Source organism: Edaphobacter sp. HDX4, assembly GCF_036877565.1.
In the GTDB taxonomy this organism is placed as follows: domain Bacteria; phylum Acidobacteriota; class Terriglobia; order Terriglobales; family Acidobacteriaceae; genus Edaphobacter.
This window is the reverse complement of the sequence record NZ_JAEDXW010000001.1, coordinates 134,945-155,807: the sequence shown is the minus strand read 5'-3', so window position 1 is coordinate 155,807 and position 20,863 is coordinate 134,945. Positions and strand designations below refer to the sequence as shown.

23 protein-coding genes are annotated in these 20,863 nt (G+C 57.9%); 10 read left to right on the top strand and 13 right to left on the bottom strand.

Going from position 1 to position 20,863, the window contains the following annotated elements:
- Positions 1-74 precede the first annotated feature (74 nt).
- Genes mqnC through JAO29_RS00620 form a run of 3 tightly spaced genes read right to left on the bottom strand, consistent with a single transcriptional unit; the run spans position 75 to position 2,021 of the window.
- Entirely contained in the window at positions 75-1,121 is a 1,047-nt protein-coding gene (gene mqnC, locus JAO29_RS00630) for a cyclic dehypoxanthinyl futalosine synthase (protein ID WP_334266233.1), read from the bottom strand.
- A 34-nt stretch (positions 1,122-1,155) separates the two neighbouring features.
- Complete coding sequence (locus JAO29_RS00625) at positions 1,156-1,527, bottom strand: hypothetical protein (RefSeq protein WP_334266232.1); 372 nt, start codon at positions 1,525-1,527, stop codon at positions 1,156-1,158.
- 29 nt (positions 1,528-1,556) lie between these two features.
- Entirely contained in the window at positions 1,557-2,021 is a 465-nt protein-coding gene (locus tag JAO29_RS00620) for a vitamin K epoxide reductase family protein (RefSeq protein ID WP_334266231.1), read from the bottom strand.
- A 76-nt stretch (positions 2,022-2,097) separates the two neighbouring features.
- Here JAO29_RS00620 and JAO29_RS00615 point away from each other — a divergent pair, with 76 nt between their 5' ends.
- A complete protein-coding gene (locus JAO29_RS00615) occupies positions 2,098-3,021 on the top strand; it encodes a metallophosphoesterase family protein (protein ID WP_334266230.1) in 924 nt (307 codons plus the stop codon).
- Here JAO29_RS00615 and JAO29_RS00610 read toward each other — a convergent pair.
- Entirely contained in the window at positions 3,018-3,902 is an 885-nt protein-coding gene (locus tag JAO29_RS00610; protein WP_334266229.1) for a DNA-methyltransferase, read from the bottom strand. The two genes, JAO29_RS00615 and JAO29_RS00610, sit on opposite strands and share 4 nt — an antisense overlap.
- Before the next feature lie 75 nt (positions 3,903-3,977).
- Between JAO29_RS00610 and JAO29_RS00605 the strand changes: the two genes are divergently transcribed.
- From JAO29_RS00605 to JAO29_RS00580, 6 genes are all read left to right on the top strand, one after another.
- Complete coding sequence (locus JAO29_RS00605) at positions 3,978-4,841, top strand: PP2C family protein-serine/threonine phosphatase (protein WP_334266228.1); 864 nt, start codon at positions 3,978-3,980, stop codon at positions 4,839-4,841.
- Positions 4,842-4,860: 19 nt separating this feature from the next.
- Complete coding sequence (locus tag JAO29_RS00600; protein WP_334266227.1) at positions 4,861-5,715, top strand: 3-hydroxybutyryl-CoA dehydrogenase; 855 nt, start codon at positions 4,861-4,863, stop codon at positions 5,713-5,715.
- Between the two features lie 66 nt (positions 5,716-5,781).
- Positions 5,782-6,243: a MaoC family dehydratase gene (locus JAO29_RS00595; RefSeq protein WP_334266226.1), complete on the top strand. Its 462-nt coding sequence runs from the start codon at positions 5,782-5,784 to the stop codon at positions 6,241-6,243.
- A 189-nt stretch (positions 6,244-6,432) separates the two neighbouring features.
- Entirely contained in the window at positions 6,433-7,425 is a 993-nt protein-coding gene (locus JAO29_RS00590) for an MBL fold metallo-hydrolase (protein WP_334266225.1), read from the top strand.
- Positions 7,426-7,536: 111 nt separating this feature from the next.
- Positions 7,537-8,028 (top strand): hypothetical protein, encoded by a 492-nt coding sequence (locus JAO29_RS00585; protein WP_334266224.1) that lies wholly within the window; start codon positions 7,537-7,539, stop codon positions 8,026-8,028.
- 101 nt (positions 8,029-8,129) lie between these two features.
- Entirely contained in the window at positions 8,130-8,939 is an 810-nt protein-coding gene (locus tag JAO29_RS00580; RefSeq protein WP_334266223.1) for a rhomboid family intramembrane serine protease, read from the top strand.
- 13 nt (positions 8,940-8,952) lie between these two features.
- Here the strand turns inward: JAO29_RS00580 and JAO29_RS00575 are convergent, their stop codons facing one another.
- From JAO29_RS00575 to fabG, 3 genes are all read right to left on the bottom strand, one after another.
- Complete coding sequence (locus JAO29_RS00575) at positions 8,953-9,357, bottom strand: helix-turn-helix domain-containing protein (RefSeq protein WP_334266222.1); 405 nt, start codon at positions 9,355-9,357, stop codon at positions 8,953-8,955.
- Positions 9,358-9,543: 186 nt separating this feature from the next.
- Entirely contained in the window at positions 9,544-10,029 is a 486-nt protein-coding gene (locus JAO29_RS00570) for a GNAT family N-acetyltransferase (RefSeq protein WP_334266221.1), read from the bottom strand.
- A 13-nt stretch (positions 10,030-10,042) separates the two neighbouring features.
- The gene (fabG, locus tag JAO29_RS00565; RefSeq protein ID WP_334266220.1) at positions 10,043-10,780 is read right to left on the bottom strand and encodes a 3-oxoacyl-[acyl-carrier-protein] reductase; all 738 of its coding nucleotides are present in this window, start codon (positions 10,778-10,780) and stop codon (positions 10,043-10,045) included.
- A gap of 146 nt (positions 10,781-10,926) precedes the next feature.
- Here fabG and JAO29_RS00560 point away from each other — a divergent pair, with 146 nt between their 5' ends.
- The gene (locus JAO29_RS00560) at positions 10,927-12,489 is read left to right on the top strand and encodes an FAD-dependent thymidylate synthase (protein WP_334266219.1); all 1,563 of its coding nucleotides are present in this window, start codon (positions 10,927-10,929) and stop codon (positions 12,487-12,489) included.
- Between the two features lie 52 nt (positions 12,490-12,541).
- Here the strand turns inward: JAO29_RS00560 and JAO29_RS00555 are convergent, their stop codons facing one another.
- Complete coding sequence (locus JAO29_RS00555; RefSeq protein ID WP_334266218.1) at positions 12,542-13,126, bottom strand: PEP-CTERM sorting domain-containing protein; 585 nt, start codon at positions 13,124-13,126, stop codon at positions 12,542-12,544.
- A gap of 286 nt (positions 13,127-13,412) precedes the next feature.
- Between JAO29_RS00555 and recA the strand changes: the two genes are divergently transcribed.
- Positions 13,413-14,489: a recombinase RecA gene (gene recA / locus JAO29_RS00550; protein ID WP_334266217.1), complete on the top strand. Its 1,077-nt coding sequence runs from the start codon at positions 13,413-13,415 to the stop codon at positions 14,487-14,489.
- Positions 14,490-14,561: 72 nt separating this feature from the next.
- Here recA and JAO29_RS00545 read toward each other — a convergent pair whose 3' ends face one another.
- The 3 genes from JAO29_RS00545 to JAO29_RS00535 are packed head-to-tail and all read right to left on the bottom strand — an operon-like array spanning position 14,562 to position 16,499.
- Positions 14,562-15,386, bottom strand: a complete 825-nt coding sequence (locus JAO29_RS00545; RefSeq protein ID WP_334266216.1) for a Spy/CpxP family protein refolding chaperone — start codon at positions 15,384-15,386, stop codon at positions 14,562-14,564.
- A gap of 1 nt (position 15,387) precedes the next feature.
- The gene (locus tag JAO29_RS00540; protein WP_334266215.1) at positions 15,388-15,903 is read right to left on the bottom strand and encodes a hypothetical protein; all 516 of its coding nucleotides are present in this window, start codon (positions 15,901-15,903) and stop codon (positions 15,388-15,390) included.
- On the bottom strand, positions 15,900-16,499 hold the full coding sequence (locus JAO29_RS00535; RefSeq protein WP_334266214.1) for an RNA polymerase sigma factor: 600 nt from the start codon (positions 16,497-16,499) through the stop codon (positions 15,900-15,902). The genes JAO29_RS00540 and JAO29_RS00535 overlap by 4 nt, the downstream gene beginning before the upstream one ends.
- A gap of 119 nt (positions 16,500-16,618) precedes the next feature.
- Here JAO29_RS00535 and coaD point away from each other — a divergent pair, with 119 nt between their 5' ends.
- Complete coding sequence (coaD, locus tag JAO29_RS00530; protein ID WP_334266599.1) at positions 16,619-17,131, top strand: pantetheine-phosphate adenylyltransferase; 513 nt, start codon at positions 16,619-16,621, stop codon at positions 17,129-17,131.
- On the opposite strand, the gene JAO29_RS00525 is transcribed toward coaD, so the two are convergent.
- The gene (locus tag JAO29_RS00525; protein ID WP_334266213.1) at positions 17,104-19,149 is read right to left on the bottom strand and encodes an outer membrane protein assembly factor BamB family protein; all 2,046 of its coding nucleotides are present in this window, start codon (positions 19,147-19,149) and stop codon (positions 17,104-17,106) included. The two genes, coaD and JAO29_RS00525, sit on opposite strands and share 28 nt — an antisense overlap.
- 140 nt (positions 19,150-19,289) lie before the next feature.
- Positions 19,290-20,564 carry a DUF2264 domain-containing protein gene (locus JAO29_RS00520; RefSeq protein WP_334266212.1) on the bottom strand — a complete coding sequence of 425 codons (1,275 nt, stop codon included), beginning with the start codon at positions 20,562-20,564 and terminating at the stop codon, positions 19,290-19,292.
- Positions 20,565-20,863 lie beyond the last annotated feature (299 nt).

The following is a 20,863-nucleotide window of genomic DNA, read 5'->3' as shown; positions in this document are numbered from 1 at the left end:
CTCCGGTTCGAAAACTCAATTCTAGCCGAACCAATTTTACGTGAAGAGATTCTCCGAATGAGCGCTTGGAAAGCTCAGTTCAAGAACATGGTTCGGTACAGGGTATCCCGTTGTACAGGCCTGAATCCGGCATCCCGGATGATACGCCTCAGCTCCTCTTCGGTCGTACAGTTGGAGGTTCCTGCTGCCTTGACGACGTTCTCCTCCAGCATCACTGACCCGACATCGTTTCCGCCAAAGCGCAGTCCCATCTGTAGCACTTTGAGACCCTGGGTCACCCAACTTGACTGCACATTTTCGATGTTGTCGAGGTACATGCGCGAGATGGCCAGCGTCTTGAGATACTCGACCGAGGTCGCCTCATCCCATCCCCGGCCTCCGAGCGCAGTATTGTTGGGCTGAAAGCTCCAGGGGATGAAGGCGGTGAAACCGCCAGTCTCTTCCTGCAGGCGGCGAACCACCTCGAAGTGATTCACGCGCTGTTCGAAGGTCTCGCCTACCCCAAACATCATCGTCGCTGTCGTTCGCATGCCAAGCTCGTGGGCGGTGCGATGGACCGATACCCAATCCTCTGTCTTGCACTTCAGACGGGCAATGCGGTGGCGAACCTCGTCATCCAGAATCTCAGCGCCACCCCCGGGAATGGATTGCAGGCCGGCATCGCGCAGACGCATGATCGTGTCGCGGAGGCTCAGCTCGGAATACTCTGCGATCGCGAGAATCTCGCTCGCAGACAGGCAGTGAAGCCAGACTGAAGGGAATCGCTCCCGAATACCACGGAACAGGCCCTCGAACCAGTCGATCTTCAGATCGGGATGCAGACCCCCCTGCATCAGCACGCCGGTGCCTCCCATCTCGACTGTCTCGGCAATCTTCTGATAGATCGTGTCGAAGTCCAGGATGTACCCCTCTGACGCCATCTTTCCCTTCAGGGGACGATAGAAGGCGCAGAAGGTGCAGTACTCCGTGCAGAAGTTTGTGTAGTTGATATTCCGATCGATGATGTAGCTGACAACACCCTCGGGATGCAGACGTCGGCGAACCGCATCTGCTTCCATGCCGATGCCGATCAGATCGTCGCTGTTGAAGCAGTCCAGGGCTTGTTCGCGGCTGATTCCCATACCGTTATTTTACGCTCTGGCGCGAGCGGCAACTTTATTTCCGCAGCAGAAGACCGATCACCACGATCAGAAGAACCGTTATTACGATGACTCCGATGCGAATCCAGAGGTTCAGCGAATTCACCCGCTGTTCCAGAGCGACGACTCGCCGATCCGATGCCTCCAGCGAAGCCCGGGCCTTGTGGACCTCATCTCCAACGGCGGAGATCTGCGTCCCTTGCGCCTGCAGCTGACGGTAGAGTGCTGTGTGTGCCTTGGTCACCTGCCCAAGGTCGGTCTGTACTCCCTCGGCCAGGCTCGCTAGCGCCATCTCACTGGCGCGTTCGCCGGAGGCCTTCGAAGAGAGGTAACGGTCTGCGATGGGGACCAGGCGGGACACGTGCGGCAGTAGTTCGACAAGTTGCATGAGTACTCTGGGCCACATTCTTCCGGATCCTACCTTTCAAAAGGCATCATCTTGCGCATTCGCATGGTTCGTATGGCCAGCACGGCTCCCGTTATCAGCAGGATTGCTGTCATGATTCCCTGCGACCATAAGCAGTAGATGCACCATTTCTCGAGAATAAAGGCCTCAAGATAGCTCAAAAAACAGGCGCACATGAAGCCGACCAGCGATGCCTGGAAGGCCAGCCACCACCATTCGGCCAATGCAAGACCCGCGATCAGGAGATAGCCCACGATGCCAACAGTCGCGATCGGAATGTGATGGCCGCCCGTCGGAGGCTCGTCGAAGGTGCGTGGTGGGAGGACTGCGAATCTGCTGTGATTGACTGCACCACAATCGAACCTCTCGGTCACTGCGCAAGGGGGCGCCTGGGAGGGATCCATGTAGTGCACATGAAGCGCCATCGCCGACACAACGACACCCGCAACTGCCAGAAGAGCCACCAGATACTTCATCTTTCGATTCTACGACGAAGGGTATCCGCAGTAGTCTATTCTTCCTGCTGTCATACGCGAGTCCTAAAATATCTGCGTGAAAACGACTCGTCGCAAATTTTTCGCTCTTATGGGAGCTGCAGGAGCTGCATCGGCCCTGCCATCGACCCTTATCGCTGCTCCGACCCCGGAATCCTTCACCTTCCTCTTTCTTACTGACACGCATCTGCAGCCGGAGCTGGATGCGGCACACGGTACAGATATGGCCTTCAGGAAGGCACGTGGGATTAAGGCAGACTTCGCAATCCAGGGTGGAGATCATGTATTCGATTCGCTCGCAGTGCCGAAACAGCGGGCTCTGTCCCTCTTTGATCTCTACGGCAAGACCGAGCAGGATCTCGGAATGAAGCTGCACCACACCCTGGGCAATCATGACGTCGTGGGGATCTACCCGCAGAGCGGTGTGCCCCCGACCGATTCCCTGTACGGGAAAAAGCTCTTCGAGGAGCGGTTCGGCAGGACTTACTACTCCTTCGACCACAAGGGGCACCATTTCATGGTTCTGGATTCAATCGGCATCACCTCGGATCGCGCCTACGAAGGCCGTATCGATCCGGAACAGATGCAGTGGATCTCACAGGATCTGGCCGCTTTGCCCCAGGGAACGCCTGTCATCGTCTCCGTCCACATTCCGCTGGTCTCGGCCTTCTCTTCCTACGTCGCGGTCCCGGCCAAACCTGAGGCACACCACGGTCTCACCGTGATCAACGCGAATGAGGTTCTCCCACTCTTCGAGGGACACAATGTGCTTGGAGTGCTGCAGGGGCACACCCACATTAACGAGCGGGTCGAATGGCACGGGATCCCATACATCACCTCCGGCGCTGTCTCCGGCAACTGGTGGCGTGGAACCCGCATGGGAACCCCTGAAGGCTTTACCGTCGTTACGGTCGAGAATGGGAGACTTTCGACTCGATACGAGACCTACGGCTTCAAATCGATCGATCCGAACAATACTTAGATTTTGGACGGCAGGTAAGCTGCGAGTCGGCGCTTCATGACCCGGACGGCATCCTCGCTGGCGTCGATCAGGAGGAAGTGGCGGCCGTTTTTGGCCGCTGCTTCTCCTGCCGTGCCGCTGCCAGCAAAAAAGTCCAACACGGTCTCGCCCGGATTCGTGTGCACCTTGACGATCCGTTCCAGGATCCCCAGCGGCTTCTGGGTGGCGTAACCCGTCTTCTCTTTCCCGGTGGGGGAGACGATCGTGTGCCACCAGACATCGGTAGGGGTCTTCCCCCGCGCGGCCTTCTCCTCCCCGACCAGGCCGGGGGCCATATAGGGGATACGGTCGCACTCGTCCAGGTTGAAGGTGTAGCGCTTTGGATCCTTCGTATACCAGAGGAGATTGTCGTGTTTGGCGGGCCAGCGCTTCTTTGCCCGCGCTCCATAGTCGTACGCCCAGATAATCTCATTCTGGAAGCAGTCCCGCCCTCGATGACCGCCTTCAACGCTGAAGATCTCGTCCAGCATGACCTTGCAGTAATGCACCTCACGGTAGTCGATGTGGAAGAAGAGGGAGCCTGCCGGACTGAGGATTCGATAGGCCTCTTCCATGCGCGGCCGGAGGAATCCGAGAAAATCGTCGAATTGATCAGCGTAACCGGTTCCAGCTCTTTCACCGGTTACGCGCTCGGTGCGGTAACGCCGCCCTCCGAAGCCGGTCCGATCGCCCTTTTCATCGCGAATGGTTCGGAGTTGCGGGCGGCTCTGGACTCGCCCCGTGTTGAAGGGAGGATCAACGTAGATCAACTCTACGGACTCGCTCGCCAGCTCTCGCAGCGCCTGAAGGTTGTCTGCCAGCAGGATGCGGTTGCCGTTCTGAAGTGGCCCCGTCTCTTTCATTTCCTCCTCAACAGTAACTCAGTCTTTGCCTTCTTCCGGTCGGCGTGTATTGTTTTCTCCGGGCCCAATTTTGGCATGGCGAATACAGAACCCATCTTCGCGATGTTGTCGGACCGGGGCCGGGTAAGGCGCCGGAACGAAGACGTGTGCGCTGCAGCTCCGTTACATGGCGTGTTTGTGGTTTGTGACGGAATGGGGGGCGCGGCCGGGGGAGAGATTGCCAGCCATCTGGCAGCGGAGACCTTTATCTCTTCTCTTTCGCGGGATGGAGCGCATTCAAGCCAGACGCCACCGCGGATTCGGTCACGGATCGCAGGCGCGGTCCAGGCGGCCAACCGGGCCGTATACCAGCAGGCACGCAAGGCGCCGCATCTTGCCGGTATGGGAACAACCCTGGTCGGAGTTGTGCATACGCCGGTCAGCGAAGAGAATTCCACTGCAGCCTCGCGGGATCGGAATGGCGACAGCCCGTCGATCCCGGCCTTCTGGCTTGTGCATGTGGGAGACAGCCGGGCTTATCTATGGCGCCAGCATCGTCTGGAACGCCTCACGGCGGATCACTCCATCGTGGAGGAGCAGGTTCGGGCCGGCCAGATTACAGAGGCCCAGGCCTTGGAATCTCCGATGCGCAATCTTATTACCCGGGCCGTTGGCACCCAGGCTTCCGTGGAGCCAGAGATTTACGCCTTTTCCGCTGAAGAGCAGGATCTCTTTCTGCTGGCGTCCGATGGTCTGACCCGTGACCTGACGGACGATGAGATAGCCAACGTTCTTTGCCGAATGCCGTACCGGATCACGGAGGGCGCATTGCACTCCGCCTGCAGAGAACTTGTCGAGGCAGCAAACCGTAAGGGTGGGAACGACAACATCACGGTCGTCCTGGTGACTCTAGCGCCTCATTCCGGCCAAGGAGATGTCGCTGTCAGTAGTAGCGACTGAGGTGGATTTGGCTCTCACTATGAATGAGATCAAGACGATCGCTGTAATCGGTGCAGGGACCATGGGCAATGGCATTGCGCACGTAGCGGCTCGTTCGGGCTATGAAGTCCTCTTGTGTGATGTAACGCAAAATCTTCTCGACCTGGGTCTTGCCACGATCGAGAAGAATCTCGGCCGTGAAGTCGCAAAAAACAAGATTACGCAGCAGCAGGCCGACGAAGCCCGAGCCAGGATCGTTCCTACAGCCGATCGGGCGTCTCTTTCGCGATGTGACTTTCTCATCGAGGCAGCGACGGAGAGGTTCCAGGTAAAGCGGGAGCTCTTCCAGGATCTCGATCGGATCCTGCGTCCCGAGGTGATTCTCGCGACCAATACTAGCTCCATTTCGATTACAAAACTCGCGGCCCAAACTTCACGCCCGCAGCAGGTCATTGGGATGCACTTCTTCAATCCTGTTCCTGTGATGCAGCTCATCGAGGTGATCCGAGGGCTCCAGACCTCCCAGCAGACCTTCGAAGCGGTGCGCTCCGTTGCGATCCAGCTCGGCAAGACTCCCGTCGAGGTGAACGATGCGGCAGGTTTCATCTCCAATCGTGTGCTGATGCCGCTGATCAATGAGGCGATCTTCGCAGTGATGGAGAATGTGGCCACGGCAGAGGCTGTGGATAAGATCTTCCAGCTTGGAATGGCTCACCCGATGGGACCGCTGACGCTCGCCGATTTTATCGGGCTGGATGTCTGCCTGGACATCATGCGTGTCCTGGAGGAGGGGACCGGGGATCCGAAGTATCGTCCATGCCCTCTGCTGGTCCGCATGGTGGATGCCGGCTGGCTGGGACGCAAATCCGGTCGGGGTTTCTATTGGTACTCGTAGGTGCCAGATCTCTGGACGGATGCCAGCTCAACACGGGGGAAGGTACACTACCGTCCAGGAGATTCCATGCCGAAAGAGATGTACTTTGAAGACTTTTACGTCGGCCAGAAGATGAACTCGGTCGGCAGCGCCAAAGTAACCGCTGAGGAGATCAAGGAGTTTGGCCAGAAGTACGATCCTCAGCCGTTTCATCTGGACGAGGCTGCGGGCGAGGGATCGTTTTTCAAGGGTCTTGCTGCCTCTGGTTGGTTGACTGCCGCAATCGTCATGCGACTAAGGGTGCAGTCGGTCCCGGTAGCTGGAGGCATGATCGGAGCCGGCGTTGAGGAGATGAGATGGACCCAGCCGGTCCGGCCCGGTGACACGATTCGCACGGAGATCGAGGTCGTCGGTGTCAGACACTCCAACTCTCGGCCGGATTATGGTGTGGTGCGCACCCGGACACTCGCCTTAAACCAGCGCGACGAGGTGGTTTTGCGCTCGACCGTAAATTTTCTGGCCCCTCTGCGTTCGCCCGGACAGAAGTGAAGAGCACCGAACGTTTCTCTCTTCCATCTTCCGTGCGGAGTGGCGAGGTCAGGAACTGACGACGTCCCGTGGACGAGGTTCGGTTTTTTGCGGGCTGATGTGGCTCAGATCGGGCGAATCCCGGATTTATCGGAACCAAACCAGTAAACCCGGCCAAAAACTCACAAGATTCGAGCGTATCTTAGATCAATGATGCGAATGACAGTGCTTGCCTCCGGCTCCAAGGGAAACAGCACAGTCATCTCTTCTTCGAAGACTCGGGTCCTGGTAGATGCGGGATTGTCGTGCCGCGAACTGATAAAGCGCATGGCGTCTGCGGGAGAAGATCCAGCTCTGCTGGACGCCATCCTGATTACCCATGAGCACCAGGATCACGTTGCCGGACTGGGTGTTCTGGCAAGAAGATTGGGCATCCCCGTCTACTTCACCGAGCCTACGCACCGTGCCTGGGTCCGTATGGTCAAGCCCCGGACGACGATGTCCTACGCGCAGTGGCTCGATCACGTGCAGCGAGAGAAGGAAGCGCGAGCTAACGCAGTGGCTCTGGATGCGGCTGAACAAAAGCCGGGAATCTGCGACAGCATGTCAGCCGAAGCAGAAGATCCATCTTCAGCAGGTTGCGGCGAACCGGACGAACCCGAGACAGCCGCAAAGTCCTCTACCAAGGCTGACCCGACATTCCTGCCTGCAGTAGAGTATTTCCACTCCGGCCGACAATTCTGCATCGGTGATATCGAGGTCACTCCTTTTACAATTCCGCACGATGCGGCTGATCCCTGCGGTTTTGTATTTTCGTCGGAGGGTGTTCGTATGGCCCTGGCGACCGACCTGGGCTATATGCCTCCCAATGTTAAGGCGGCTTTGAAGCGGATCGACGTCCTGTTACTCGAATCGAATCATGATCTGGAGATGCTGAAGGACGGACCGTATCCCTGGAGCGTAAAGCAGCGCGTTCTCTCGCGTGTGGGGCATCTTTCCAACCTTGCGACTGCCGAGTTCCTGGAACGCGACTACGATGGCAGCGCTGCTTATATCGTTCTAGGTCATCTATCGGAGTCCAATAACGCGCCAGAGCTTGCGCGATTATGCGCCGAACAAGCGATGATGAACCATCCGACGCTGTTGGGGAACCGAATTCTTCTGGCCGAACAGACGGCCCCGCTCTCTCCCATCTCTTTATGATTCAAATGCTTACGTGCTTTGCGGTGTCTCAAGGTATCGGAACAGCTACTTCGAAGATCAATCTTTCATCTCGCCGGGGCATCAAACACGGTAAAATGGAAATCTGAAAAGATGATGAAAAGATTTGCATTCGACTCTCGAGGCGCAAGGTCAGAACGCTCCACCACCTGTACCGATCAGGTTGTGGGAGCGATTCTCTCCGGCTGGCGTTATGACATCTCGGGATTGTCGCCGGCGATGCGAACCGACTACGAGCAGCATTTCACCGAGTGCAGCCACTGCCGTCGCCGTCAGCGCGTAGCCCGTACCATCGACGTTCTGCTGATCTCCGTCAGCACACTGTCGATCGTCGCTTTCCTGCTTGCGGCGGTGATCATTCACAGAGTCGAACTGATTACCCATGTCGGCAAAGTTGAGCTTCATCTCTATCAGGCCCATGCTGTCGCTATCTCGCTCGAAGCCGTCGCCGTGACAGGTCTTGTGCTCTCAACACTTCTGTGGGTCCTGGTCGCCGTTGCTACGCCACTTCCCGGGTTCCTGGGAGAGATGGTACAGCAGCACATCCCCTCTGATCTTCGTAACCGCTTTACCAAGGCAGCCTAATTCCGGCAGGGTCACAGCAACGTAGAGTCATTCTGGCCCTCACGTTCTGGAACGGTCTTCGTCTCGGCTTCAGCATTTGGTAGCTTAGAAGGAAAGACCACATGTCATCCTCTTATCAGCCTGAAGGCGAGATCCTTCCGTCCGGTGATCCGCCCGGTGCCTATATCGCCGAAGACGTCCCACCGCGTCGGCGTACGCGAAGCATTCTTTCGGCTCCTGGTACTTATGTACTGGTCGGGATCAACTGCGCCGTCTTTCTCTGGATGGTTCTTCACGGGGTCGACCCGGCCTCTCCCACTCCAGTCCAACTGATTCATTTCGGGGCGAACGTACCCGCTCTTGTCCTGCATGGCCAGTGGTACCGGCTGTTGAGCGCGACCTTCGTGCATGTAGGTTTGATTCACCTGCTGACGAACATGTGGTGCCTATGGAACCTGGGATTGCTTGGCGAACCGCTTCTTGGCCCCTGGGGTATGGTGGCGGTCTACATCCTGACAGGGGTGGCGGGTAATCTTCTGAGCCTGCTGGTCAATATCTTTACGCGGGACTTCATCTCCGTCGGAGCAGGAGCTTCCGGCGCCGTCTTCGGGATCGCCGGGATCCTGATTATCCTGCTGTCGAATCGCAAGCTTCCGATTCCTGCCTTTGAGCTCCACCGCCTGCGCCGGTCAGTGATCCAATTTGCCGCGCTGAACCTTGTGATCGGTCTGGCGACCATCGTCCTCCCCATTATCCGAATCGATAATTCAGCTCATGTGGGAGGGTTTTTGAGCGGGCTCGGTCTTGGCGTTCCCCTGGTTCCGCGCATGACCAGTGGACGGTCGCGTTACCTCGCGCGCCAGAAGGTCACCTTTGCGGTGGCGGGGCTGCTTCTGGCGCTGTTTGGATACTGGATAGCAAACCTGCGGTAGCCCCGGCAGCTCGTTAGCTGAGCGCCGTCTGGGCGAACTTACGAACCATCGCCAGCAGAAGCCGACGATCGTTTTCGCTGAGGTTGGCGGAGTAGCGCTGAACCTGAGTCAAAAAGCGAATCTCGTCCTCGTCCAGACGAAGGGGGGACATCTCTTTGCTGACGATCTCCTCCGCGAAGAACTCCGCCAGCTGCAGGTCGAGAGCCCGGGCGATCTTCTGCAGTGTCTCAAGAGAGGGGACCGTATGACCGTTCTCTACGCGGGAAAGATAGCAGCGGAGAAGTCCAGTCCGCTTTTCGATGTCGCCCTGGGACATGCCTCTCTGGAGGCGATAGCCCCGGATGGTATTTCCAATGTTCATTGCAATCGAAAGAGCCTCAGAGGACTCGTTCTCAATCTCGGCAGGAAGTGTTTGCATGGCGCCCATTAGCCACAAAGTAAACAGCATAGCGCCGGGGGTCAATGGATATCTTTCGATGCCTGTGGAGTTTGTACCAGCCAAGGTTCATCTACAGAGGGATGGAGGGATTCCTTTAAGCTTTACTTGAACCCCAGGCGCAGATGGAACCTGTTACGACAACAAACTTTTCCTAGTTATCGGACGTTAATGCAATCGCTTAGCGAAGTAGGCCAGCCCCGGGACCGGGTTCTCGTTGTATCGCTCGACAGGGACAAAGCCGAAGGAGGAGTAGAGCTTGACTGCCTCCGGCATGGCCGCGGGAACAGTGTCGAGGTACATGGAGTGGAAGCCGCGGTCTGTGGCCCACTGGATGGCGGCTTCGATGAGGCGTCGGCCAAGACTGAGACCACGAAAACCGGAGTCGACCCAGAGGCGCTTCATCTCGCAGGCGCGCTCCTTCGCGGGAATCTCCCGCAGGGCGACACACCCGGCGGGCGTGTCGTCGACGCTGGCGAGCAGGAGCACGGCGTAACCGGAGGGAAGCTGGTGAAGCTCCTGCTCGTAGTTGGAGAGGCAGATGCTCGCCGCTCCGGAGGGGCTGTCGGCCAGGTAGTTCCCGTAATCGCGCATGAGCTGACGCACGAAGGCGATGTCGTGGCGACTGCTGGCCTCCTGGATGACGATCGGCATGCGCGGTCCTCGATTAGCCCATGTGCATGCCACCGTTCACGTCCAGAGTGTGACCGGTGATGTAGCTTGCCTCATCGGAGGCGAGGAAGGCGACCGCGTGGGCGACCTCGGAGCCGGTGCCGACGCGACCGAGCGGAATGTACTGGGCGTTCATCTTCTTCTGCTCTTCCGTCAGGACGTCCGTCATTGCCGTTTCGATGAAGCCGGGGGCGACCGCATTGACAGTGATGGAGCGGCTGGCGAGCTCGCGGGCAAGGGACTTGGTCATTCCGATCAGGCCAGCCTTGGAGGCGGCGTAGTTGGCCTGCCCGGCCTGTCCCATCTCTCCGACCACGGAGGTGATGTTGATGATCCGTCCCCAGCGATTTTTGACCATGGAGGACATCGCCGCCTGCGAGGTTAGAAACGCTCCCGTAAGATTGGTCATCAGGACGTCGTCCCAGTCGGTCCGCTTCATCCGCATGGAGAGCATGTCCCGCGTGATTCCGGCGTTGTTGATGAGAATCTCAATCTTCCCGAAGTGTTCCAAGACGGCCTTGATGCCGCTTTTGATGGATTCTTCGCTGGCCACGTCGAGCGCGAAGGCCTTGGCGGTTCCACCTGCGGAGGCGATCTCTGCTTCGACGGCTGTCAGCTTTTCGATGTTTCTTGCTGCGAGAGCGACGTGAGCTCCACGGCGAGCCAGCTCGAGGGCGACGGCGCGGCCAATTCCCTGCGAAGCTCCTGTAACCAATGCGATGCGATTGCTCAATGAACCTCCAAATGCTATGTCTCCGAATTATACGAATCCGCGGGACTGCCTTTCGATGTTTCCTCGGGCGGAAGGATTCGGGTGACGGCGCTCTTCCACAGAGAAGGGATCAGTCCAGAGCCGGGTGACGTATCCTGAGGTTCACCATGCCGGACGAGAAAAATCCTTCCCCATCTGCCGAGACCGATGTCTATGCAATTCACGGAGCTGACCCCGAAGTGCTGGCGTATGCCATGGCCAAGTACTCGCGGTCTGCATTGAACATGAAGGAGTCGCTAGTTGAGATCAGCGCCCAGCGTGCTGAGCAGTTTCTAAACACCTTCTACTTCCAATATGGACATCGCTCCATCGCGGACCTGGCGCATATTCCGTTTGCTATTGAACGTCTGAGCCTGCTGGCAGCGATTGAACTAGTGGACGAGCAGCGGTGGGATGGCCAGGAGCGATCTACGCGCTACCAAGATTTTCGTCGATCGGGATGGTATACCCCGGATCTCGGGGAGAGGACAGCTGATTTTACCGAGGCGATCGAGTCGCTCTTCCGTGGATATCAGAAGATCGCGGCTGGAATGTTGGAGTCTCTGAAGGGGGCGATTGTCCGGCCGGAGGCGATGAAGCCGGAGGCCTATGAGCGGACCCTGAAGGCACGGGCGTTCGATGTGGCGCGGTACCTTCTACCGCTTGCGACCAATACATCGCTGGGCCAGATTGTGAACGCGAGGACCTTGGAGACGCAGGTCTCGCGGCTGCTGACGAGCCCGTTTGCCGAGATACGTCAGATCGCCGAGAAGCTGCGCGTGGCCGCTACGGAACCGGCCTGGAACGTGTACCACGCCGATGCGCAGGTGCTCTGCGGAGAGATCGGATCGGTCGATGAGGTCTGCGGACAGCGAGCGACCGAGATGCTGTTGCGCCCTGTAAAAGCGGCTCCGACCCTGGTGAAGTATGCGGTTGAGAGTGCGTACCTGCAGGAGAGCCGGCGGGAACTACAGGCCGCCGCCGATGAGCTGATGGCGGGGCAGGCGATAGAGCCGGCTCCGGTGGTGGATCTGCTGGATGATTCAGAGCCGCTCGAGGTGGAGCTTGCCACCTCGCTGCTTTATCCCAACTGCCACTATTCGTATCGGCAGTTGCGGTCTAATGTTGCTGCGTTGTCGGCTACCCGTCGCGATGAGCTGATCGCGCTGGGAACGAAGCATCGTGGAAGGCATGACGAACTTCTAAGGGCGTTCAGTGCGGGGCAGGGATTCCGCTTCGACATTCTCATGGATATCGGTGGATTCCGTGACATGCATCGTCACCGGCGCTGCGTGCAGTTGCTGCAGGGCTACACGGATGCCCACGGTTACGAGGAGCCGATTTGCCCTGGACAGCCTACTCTGGCAGAGGCCGGGCTAGAGACCGAATACAACACCGCGATGGATGCGGCGTTCGTGGCTTACCGGGAGCTGCGGGATTCTGGTGTGCCGGAGGGTGCGCAGTCGGCGCAGTACCTCCTTCCGCTGGGAACGCGGTGCCGCTCGATGTTCAAGATGGACTTTGGCGAGGCGCTTTATATCGCGGAGCTCCGTTCCGGAGTGGCTGGTCACTTCAGCTACCGCCGCGTGGCATGGGAGATGTACACAGCGATTGCCGAACGCCATCCGGCGCTTGCGAGTCACTTCCGGATTGAGGATGTGAATCAGCCGGTGGATCTGCTGCGGCGGTAGGGGAAAGACATGGCGGGATATTGTTTACCCCGCCATGCTTCTGAGACGTATTTTATTGTGCGGAAAGTCGGCGGCGGAGGCTCCCAACGAACCCAGCTATTCCGGTGCCTAGCAGCAGGAAGGTGCTCGGTTCCGGCACGGCACTCGGCCCAGTGGAACCTCCGATCTGGGTGAAGGTGATGGCCTCTTCGAGTGAGAAGAAGTCAAATCCTCCACCAGGGGCGATGGGGGTGATGAAGTTAACCACGCCAGAGGCGTAATTTGGCGCAACATTCGTAAAGTAAGCGTTCGGCCCCCCGTATCCCGTCGTATCGGGGTTGCCGGGATTTTTTACGATACCGAAAGTGTCGATTCCATCTCCATCGAAAGCGAAGATGGGTACGCCGGTCGCGGAAAGGCTGAGGCTGCTGATGGGGCTATCGGAGTTGTTGAGAACGCCGATGATTACATCTTCGGAGCCGTCATAGGTCGACCTTAGACTGGCTCCAGCGCTTGAGGCGAGGGAACCGTCGGCACCGACCGTAAGGACTATATTGCAGTCCGTTGCGACGCCAACGGCAGGGCAGAGGGGTGCTGCCAGGGCGCTGGGGACTGCGATCCCCAGGGCCAGGGTGGAAATCAGATTCAGAATTCTCATGCAGGTGCTCTCCTTTGCATTCGCAAAATTGGAACGAGGGCCCGACTGATAATGCGTGGTAACGCATTTCGATCGCCATCCGGAAGATTGTGTTTCCATGGATTTGCGAGAAGCGTCCAGAACATTACGTGCAATTCCCTGCATGGAGCAGTCAGATGTATGGATGAAAATAAGACATTCCGATTAGAGGAGTTTCTCAGGATTTGGAGCAAATATTCGCTTTTTCTTTGCTCTCATGCAATTAAATGCTAGAATCCGCTTTGACGTTATCCGAGGGAGAGACTACGTGGCAGATGACCGCAACAAAGCAATAGAGACGGCACTTTCGCAGCTGGAGAAGCAGTTTGGCAAGGGCTCGATTATGAGGCTGGGAGCCAAAGAGGCCATCGTTCCGATCTCGGTTATCTCCACGGGTTCTATCTCGTTCGATGCTGCTCTTGGAGTAGGTGGGGTTCCTCGCGGGCGTGTGGTGGAGATATTTGGACCTGAGTCCTCGGGTAAGACGACGATTACGCTGCAGATTGTGGCTGAGGCCCAGAAGGCAGGTGGCTTGGCGGCGTTCGTGGACGCCGAGCATGCGCTTGATCCGGCGTACGCGAAGAAGCTTGGTGTGGACACGGACAACCTGCTAGTCTCGCAGCCGGACTACGGCGAACAGGCCTTGGAGATCGTCGAGGCGCTGGTGCGATCGGGAGCGATCGACGTGCTGGTAGTGGACTCGGTTGCAGCGCTGGTTCCCAAAGCCGAGCTTGACGGCGAGATGGGCGATTCGCACATGGGGCTGCAGGCACGGCTGATGAGCCAGGCACTGAGGAAGCTGACTGGAACGGTGGCGAAGTCGCGTACCTGCCTGATCTTCATCAACCAGATTCGCGACAAGATCGGCGTCATGTTCGGCAATCCGGAGACGACCACCGGTGGCCGTGCGCTGAAGTTTTACTCGTCCGTCCGTATCGATATCCGCCGTATCGGCGCTGTGAAGGAAGGCGATGTCGTCACCGGATCGCGTACCAAGGTGAAAGTCGTCAAGAACAAGGTTGCGGCTCCTTTCCGCGATGCCGAGTTCGACATCCTGTATGGCGAGGGTATCTCGCGCGAGGGTGATGTTCTTGACCTGGCGGTGCTGCATGGTGTCGTGGAGAAGAGCGGAGCGTGGTACAGCTACTCTGGCGAGAGAATCGGCCAAGGCCGGGAGAATGTCCGCAATTTCCTCAAGGAAAACAAAGATATCTTCGCCCGGATCGATGCGGAGATCCGCAAGAAGCTGAACATCGCATCCACAGATGGAGCTTCGGAGGTGCCGGCAGTTCCTGCAAACGGAGCAGCAACGGCGACTGAGGCGGTTAAGAGTAAGCGTTCGTAGTCGCACTCGAAGGGTACATAGACAAAGGCTCTCGCGAAAAGCGAGAGCCTTTGTCTATGTACGAATGTTTCTCTAGCGATCGAGGTCGACGTCGGGAGACGGCGGAGGGGGAACCTCCAGATCCGGCGCGTTGGCGGAAGGTAATCCCCCAGTGAGGAACGGTGTGGACTCCGGCAGGGATGGAGGCTGGAGCATGCTGAGTGGACCCGGCGGAGCGAAGTTAGGTCCATCAGGTCTTCCAAGTGGAAGCAGCAAGCTGTCCGGCCTTGGTCTGCCGGGATCGAAGTCTGGTCCGCCTGGGCCATGAGGAGGACCTCCACCCACGCCTTCCCTGAAGCGGAAGCGCTGATTATCCCGCTGCTGGGCCTGTAACTTCGTCCATTGATCGGTGGAAAGAACACCGCGGATGCCAAGCAGCATACGGGCATTGGCTTTTTCAAGCTCCGCGCGGGCGCTGGCTACGCGATCGATCTGGGAGAGAACCTTGTTGGTGTCAGGAGGATTCGCGGCGAGCATGGGTTCCAGCATGACTTCCTGCTTTTCAACGTTTGCTTTCAGATCGATGAGCTGGAGGCGACTCTGTTGGAAGATATCGTCCATTCGCTTCTGCTGGTCGGCAGAGAGGGAGAGTTTCTGGACGAGGTCGGGATTCTTCCACCACATGCCGCGAGGCGCAATGCGAGTCTCAGATCGCATTCCCGGACCTCCGGCCCTCGTCGGCGGGTACTCTCCGCCGTGCACCTTATGCGGTCCTTCCGGTCTTGGCATGGGAGCCGGAGCTGCAATGGGTGCAGCTGGGGAAGGCGGGACAGGTTGCTGCAGGGGCTGTTCGGCGGGACAGGAGAGGCCATACAGGGAGATGATGGCAGCGAAAGACAACAGAGAGTAGCGGGTCATATCAGTTCTTCCTTGAGCTGGAGTCGGTCTGGCTTGTCCGAGCGCCTGTGGGGTCGGCGAGCGGTTGCATGGGGCTGGGAATCGAGGAGGATACGGTCTGATCGACCTCCTCCAGTAGAGCTTCATCTCCGAGGGTGGTAGATGGGCCGTTCAGCTGGTGGGATGTGGCATTTGTAATACTGTGAATTCTGGAGGCGGTGTGCTCGTGAACCGTGATTGGAACGATAACGGCAAGGGCGAGTGCGGCCGTTGCGAGCATCCATCCGACGAGATGCCCGACGCTTTTGGAGCGAATAGCTGGAGCCCATGACCGCGCTGCCGCACTGTGACTGGCCCAGGCGGTAGTAGCGGATCGGAAGTTTTCCAGTGGCAAACAGAGAGCCGCATATTCGTCCGTGCAGTCAGGACAATTGCGAAGATGGTCATCAAGATGCGCGAGTTCGGGTTCGGTCCCCTGGGGATCCGCGATCAGCAGATCACATAGTTGTTTATGGGTAAGGTGAGATTGGGAGTTCATAACTTTTTCCTAGTGAGTTCTGCATACCGTTGCCGGATATTCGTCAACGCGCGGTAGAGATGACTTTTGACTGTGCTAAGTGGTATTCCCGTGGCGGCTGCGATCTCAGACAGCTCCATCTCCTCCACAAAGCGAAGCAGGAATATGGTGCGCTGGCGGGCTGAGAGCAGGGAGATCGTCTGCCAAAGGATGGCGACCTGTTCGGTTGCGATGATGCGAGAGTCGACCGGCGACTCAGGACATGGAAGGAAGGACGCTATCTCGGTCGCATCCACCGCCTGCGTGGAGACCCTGCGCCAAAAATGGAAGCGATGGGTGCGCGTATGGTCACGGATGAGGTTGAGCGCAATCCGGGTGAGCCAGGTTGAGACGGAACAGTCGCCTCGGAAGCTGGAGCGGGAGGTCCAAGCGCGAAGAAAAGTCTCCTGAGTGAGCGTTTCCGCGAGATCCGGATCCCGTAAGGAGGCAAGTAAGAAGCGGAAGACGCGAGGTCTATGGGTCTCGATAACCGCGCTCAGGTCGTCGAAGGGACTGGAGAGCATGGCCGTCCCGGAAGTTTCGGCGAAGAGATCGGCGGAGAGAGTCTTTGTTAACATGCTTTGATCACAGGCCGAAGCAATTACTCTTGCCCGGATAACAGAACAGACGGGGGTTACGAAGCGAAGACTACAACTGAGACCAGATTTTTTTCGTCGGGAACGGTATGCTGCTGGGGATGCATACGGTAAAGGCTATCTATCCGGGCACGTTCGACCCGCTGACGAACGGACACCTCGACCTGATCGCGCGCGGCGCCAAGATCGTCGACCAACTGGTGGTGGCGATCCTGAAGAACTCTGAAAAGGGCACCCCGCTCTTCACGGTCCCCGAGCGCGTAGAGATGATTACAGAAGCTACGCGGTCGGTCGGAAATGTCTCCGTGGCCACGTTCGATGGGCTGCTGGTGGATTTCTGCAAAGAGCAGGGAGCAAAGGCTGTGCTGAGAGGGATTCGTGCAATCTCAGACTATGAGTACGAGTTCCAGATGGCGATGATGAACCGCAAGCTGGACCCGGAGCTGGAGACGCTGTTCATGCTACCAGCGGAGAAGTACACGTACGTAAGCTCTCGCCTTATAAAGAGCGTCTTCCATCTGGGCGGGGATGTATCAACCCTCGTACCTCCACTTGTCGTGGAGAGGCTGAAGGCGAAGGCTGGTGATCATTTCGGCAGGGCGAAGACGACGTAAACCCCTCCCAAGGGGCCTCGAGGGTTCATGGTTGAGCCGCCTGCCGCTATCACAAGAAACTGTCGGCCGTTGACCGCATAGGTAGCAGGCGTGGCATTACCGGCGAAGGGTAGCGTGCTCTCCCAAAGCAGCTTGCCGGTTGTCTTATCGAACGCCCGCATCTTGTGATCGAAGTTGGTAGCGGCGATGAACACAAGACCGCCTGCGGTCACAAGTGGACCGCCGTAGTTTTCACTTCCGGTATCCGGCATGCCTTGAGCAGCCAACTCGGGATACTGCCCGAGTGGAATCCTCCATAGGTACTTGCCGGAGGCGAGATCAAGGGCATTGAGGGTTCCCCAGGGAGGAGCTGTAGCAGGGTAGCCATCAGGGTCGTTGAAGCGCCGATACCCCGTCATGGTGTACTGTGCATTCCCCTCTTCAGATGGAAGCTTCGCGGAGGAGCTCTGTTCTTCGGACACCCTTGGCCGGGCGATCGCGTCAGAGGGAGTGGAAAGATAGCTCAGCAGCTCGTTCAGGGATTTGTCTTGAATGGGGAACGCTGGCATTCGTCCTTTCCCTTGATGAATGGTCGCGGAGACCTGATCTGTAGTCAGCCTGCTGGTAATGCCGAGGAGGGCAGGGAACTCCGGTGGCGATCCCTGACGATGATCCCCGTGACAAACACTGCACTGAGAGAGATAAGTTCTGCGTCCAGGGGATTCTGTCGTATGGACGGCGAGCGCTCCGATTGAGGCGTAGTTGTTGGCATTCACATAGAGAATCCCGGTCTTTGGGTCGAATGCAGAGCCACCCCATTCAGCGCCTCCTTCGAAGCTTGGTGAGACGAGAGTGTCTTCTCCAACGCTGAGAGGAACGTATGAGCCGTCATTGCGGATCTCGTGGAGACGCTTGACTGCCCACTCGTGAGCGGCGGGAGTTCGGCGGGTCAGCGTGGCTTCGGTGACGGTCTGTGGAGCGAATGGTTCGGGTTGAAGCGGATGAGGTTGAGTCTTGGAGGCGATCTCGCCGGGAGTCGAACTTGAGGCGCCTGGGCGCTCTTCAATGGGGAAGAGCGGCTTACCCGTAGTTCGATCGAACAGGAAGAGCGTACCTTGTTTTGTGGTCTGAACGACAGTATTCAGCAGCTTGCCATTGCGTTTGATGTCGGCAAGAAGCGGAGGCGAGGGGAAATCTCGATCCCAAAGATCGTGGTGCACACCCTGGAAGTGCCAAAGCAGTTTGCCGGTAGCAGCATCGAGTGCGAGAAGGGTATTGGCATAGAGGTTGTTTCCCAGCCGGGAGGCCCCATAGAAGTCGGGAACAGCTGAACCTGTAGGAACAAAGACGATTCCTCGCTCTTGATCCACAGCCATACCAGCCCAGTTGTTTGCAGCTCCGGCAGTCTTCCAAGCATTGGCGGGCCAGGATTCGTATCCCGGTTCGCCGGGATGAGGGATGGTATGGAAGCTCCAGCGGAGCGCACCGGTGTGAACATCGAACGCTCGGATGTCGCCGGGCGGGGCGGGAAGTGTTTCGGGAGTACGCCCGCCAACGATCAGCAGATCCTTGTAGATCACCCCGGGAGTTGTGAGGGCGATGGATTGATGGTCAGGATCGCGCCCGAGCCCTTCCCGTAGGTCGATCCTCCCACCCTGTCCGAAGCTGGAGATGACCTTGCCCGTCTCAGGGTCAAGGGCGTAAACGAAGTTCATTATTCCGGCAAAGAGGCGCTCTTCTTTGCTGTTGGTTCCTGCTGTCCAAAAGCTGAGGCCGCGATCCGGGCCTGTTCCTTTGATTGACGAGTCGAACTTCCATAGCAGCTTGCCGTCTGCAGCATTGAGAGCAATGACCTTTTGCGATGGAGTCAGCGTGAATAGAGTGCCCCCGATGATGATGGGAGTAGTCTCCAGACCTCCCAGCTCGCCTGTATCGAAGCTCCAGGCTATCTTGAGCCCGGTGACGTTGGAGCGATTGATCTGATCCAGGGGGGAGTAGTGGGAATTTCCCGCTGTGCCTCCTATCGTCGGCCAGTCCATTTGGCTCGCCGTCTGCGCAGGTGCATACGGAGATAACAGGATCACGGCCAACGCGGGGAGCAGACATCTTCTCTGAGGAACCATCGCTGACATCATATCCATTTACTGACGAACTGCTGGCAAACAGGAAGGTTGCACCTCTATACAGAGGAAGCATGATCGGTAGGCGTGTCTTCGCCGCCCCAGATCTTTGCTTCGGTCCAAGGTTTTGCAGGTCCGGACCAGAAGATATCGCTTGGCGGCAGACCGAGCGGCAGCCATGCGGCGGCACAGAGATAGAGACTGCCCGTGGAGATGTAGGTCTCTCCCATGTGAGGTTGGTGGCCAGCGAACCCGATGGTGAGCCAGCCCTTGGAGTCAAAAGTTCCGGGACGCTCGATCATGCGGCGCATGACGGCCGTCAGAGCACAGCGCACCTGCTCCGGCGAGACGGGCTCAGGCAGTTGCCTGCGCAGGCTGATGTCGCTGAGCAGATGAAAGGCCCCGAAACGATAGGTGAGTGATCGTCCGATTGCGGGGAAGGTGGCTTCGGGGCTGATCATCCGTTCCTGGATGGCGGCATATCGGCGAGCACGTTCGAGCACGATAGGTTTGAACGCGGTCCACATGGCTGAGCGGGGAGGAACCGTATCGAGCACCTGCATCAACATGGGCTGGATGACGAAACTGTTGTAGTAGTCCCAGTGAAAGTGAGCGCCATCGCCGTAGGTTCCGTCGCCGACGAACCATTCTTTATGCATCTGGATGGCGTAGTCCACACGAAGTGCGTCCCACCACTCGCCCATGAAACAAAGGCCGGCTTCGACCATGGCGGAGAAGAGGAGCCAGTTTGATTGACCGGGTAAGACCTGACGAGTCGCTTGAAGGGCCTTTACGAGATTGGCGCGGGTGTTGCGATCGAGCAGCTCCCATAGCTGCCTGGGGGCACGCAGGATTCCCAGAACCAGGAAGGCGGCGTCCACCACGGACTGTGGAGTCGCTCCGAAGTTCATGTAATCCGGCGAGGATGGATTGGTGCCGTTGCGTAAGCCGATCCGTGCCCACTCGCGATATTGAGCTTGAAGCGTGGCTTCGGTCTTGTCGTGCACGTCGCTTTCAAGCCATGGGGCGAGACCGCTGAGCAGACGTCCGAAAGCCTCCAGATATGTTGATTTGCGTCGATCCTCTTCCAGCCCCGGCGCAGCCTCGACCGGCATGGTCGCGCGAAGCTGGGTGCGGCTGACCGCTTCGAGAAGAGGTTGCGAGACCCGGCGCACGATTTCGATCCAGTATGTGCGATCGTCCACGGTCGCAGATGGTGGCGGAACCTGCTGTCCTGCAGCGGAGATGGATGGTGCGGCACCAAGAGCGATGGCGCCTTTCACGAAGCTGCGTCTCGTTGTCGCGGAGTCTTCCGGTGCTTTATGCAATGTCATTTCCCATCAGTAAGATGATGCGCTCAACATACTGCACACCGGCCTTCGTACACAACTTCAGCAGCGACAAGGAGTAGCAGGAGCAGGCCCTTCTCTGAGGGGAAGGAAGCATGGTTGTTCGGACACTTCATGCATTGGGGAGCAGCAACTAAAACGCAAAACTGGGGGGTATTTTCGTACCAAGAGCGCCAACGGCTAACGCTTGACAACTATGTACGGAATACGAATTAATGGCGTTCGCTTGGAAAGTGTATTTGCGAGCGGTTTCGGCAGTAGTATCTCCGGGATCAAAGGCGAGC